Source organism: Polaromonas sp. (assembly GCF_029945895.1).
Classification (GTDB): Bacteria; Pseudomonadota; Gammaproteobacteria; order Burkholderiales; family Burkholderiaceae_C; genus Polaromonas.
In genome coordinates, this window is sequence record NZ_JAQSDL010000118.1 from 1 (window position 1) to 1,804 (window position 1,804).

Annotated in this window: 1 protein-coding gene; it reads right to left on the minus strand. The window is 62.2% G+C overall.

What is annotated here, in order from left to right; translation table 11 throughout:
* The coding region (gene typA, locus PSV33_RS18825) for a translational GTPase TypA (protein ID WP_300564150.1) at positions 1-1,772 on the minus strand (1,772 nt) is incomplete at its 3' end.
* Between the last annotated feature and the right edge of the window lie 32 nt (positions 1,773-1,804).

The following is a 1,804-nucleotide window of genomic DNA, read 5'->3' on the forward strand; positions in this document are numbered from 1 at the left end:
CGGACCGACTTGGGCGTGATCTCGACCAGCTCGTCGTCCTCGATGAACTCGACGCCGTATTCCAGTGTCAGTTCGATGGGCGGCGTGATCTTGATCGCATCTTCCTTGCCGGACACGCGGAAGTTGGTCAGCTGCTTGGTACGCGTCGCGTTGACCACCAGGTCGTTGTCACGGCTGTGGATGCCGACGATCATGCCTTCGTACACCGGATCGTTGGCCTTGACGAACATGCGGCCGCGGTCGTCCAGCTTGCCCAGGGCGTAGGTGAAGATTTCACCGTCGTCCATGGAAATCAGCACGCCGTTCTTGCGGCCACCGATCTCGCCCTTGTGCGGCTCGTAGCTGTCGAAGATGTTGGAAATCAGGCCCGAGCCGCGCGTCAGGTTCAGGAATTCGTTGGTGAAACCGATCAGGCCACGCGCCGGAATGCGGTACTCGAGGCGCACGCGGCCACGGCCGTCCGACTCCATGTTGACCAGGTCGCCCTTGCGCTCGCCGAGGGCCTGCATCACGCCGCCCTGGTGGGTTTCCTCGATGTCGGCCGTCACCAGCTCAATCGGCTCGTGGCGCACGCCATCGATGTCCCTGTAGACCACGCGGGGTTTGGACACGGCCAGCTCGAAGCCTTCGCGGCGCATGTTTTCCAGCAGGATGGTCAGGTGCAGCTCGCCGCGGCCCATGACTTCAAAAATGCCTTCTTCGTCGGTTTCCTTGACGCGCAGGGCCACGTTGTGCTGCAGCTCTTTCTGCAGGCGGTCCCAGATCTGGCGGCTGGTGACGAACTTGCCTTCACGGCCGGCCAGCGGGCTGGTGTTGACGCAGAAGTTCATGGTCAGGGTCGGCTCATCGACCTTGAGCATGGGCAGCGGCATGGGCGTGATCGGGTCGGTGATGGTCACGCCAATGCCGATGTCGGTCAGACCGTTGATCAGCACGATTTCGCCGGGACCAGCCTCAAGCGTCTGCACACGTTCCAGGCCCTGGAAGGTCAGCACCTGGTTGATGCGTCCCTTGACAGCCTTGCCGTCCGGACCTTCCATCACCACCACGTCCATCATGGGCTTGATCGTGCCCTGGCTGATGCGGCCGACACCGATACGGCCCACAAAGGTCGAGAAGTCGAGCGCGGAAATCTGCAGTTGCAGCGGCGCCGCCGGATCACCTTCCTGGTGCGGCACATGCTTGAGCACGGTGTTGAACAGGGCCGACATGTCAGGGCCCCACTGCTCACCGGGCGCGCCCTCTTCCATTGACGACCAGCCGTTGATGCCGGAGGCATACACCACGGGGAAATCGAGCTGTTCGTCGGTGGCACCGAGCTTGTCGAAGAGGTCGAAAGCGGCGTTGACGACGTAGTCCGGGCGCGCTCCGGGCTTGTCCACCTTGTTGACCACCAGGATGGGCTTGAGGCCCAGCGCCAGCGCCTTCTTGGTCACGAAGCGCGTCTGCGGCATCGGGCCTTCCTGCGCGTCGATCAGCAGCACCACGCCGTCGACCATGGACAGGGCGCGCTCGACTTCACCGCCGAAGTCGGCGTGGCCGGGGGTATCGACGATGTTGATGTGGGTGCCTTCCCAGGTCACGGCGCAGTTCTTGGCCAGGATGGTGATGCCACGCTCTTTTTCGATGGCGTTGTTGTCCATCACGGTGTCGACCACTTTTTCGTGTTCGGCAAAGGTGCCGGACTGACGCAGCAGCTGGTCGACCATGGTGGTCTTGCCGTGGTCAACGTGGGCGATGATGGCGATGTTTCGGATTTGCTTGTGGCTCATGGTTCGCTTTCTAAAAACTTCAATTCGGTGGC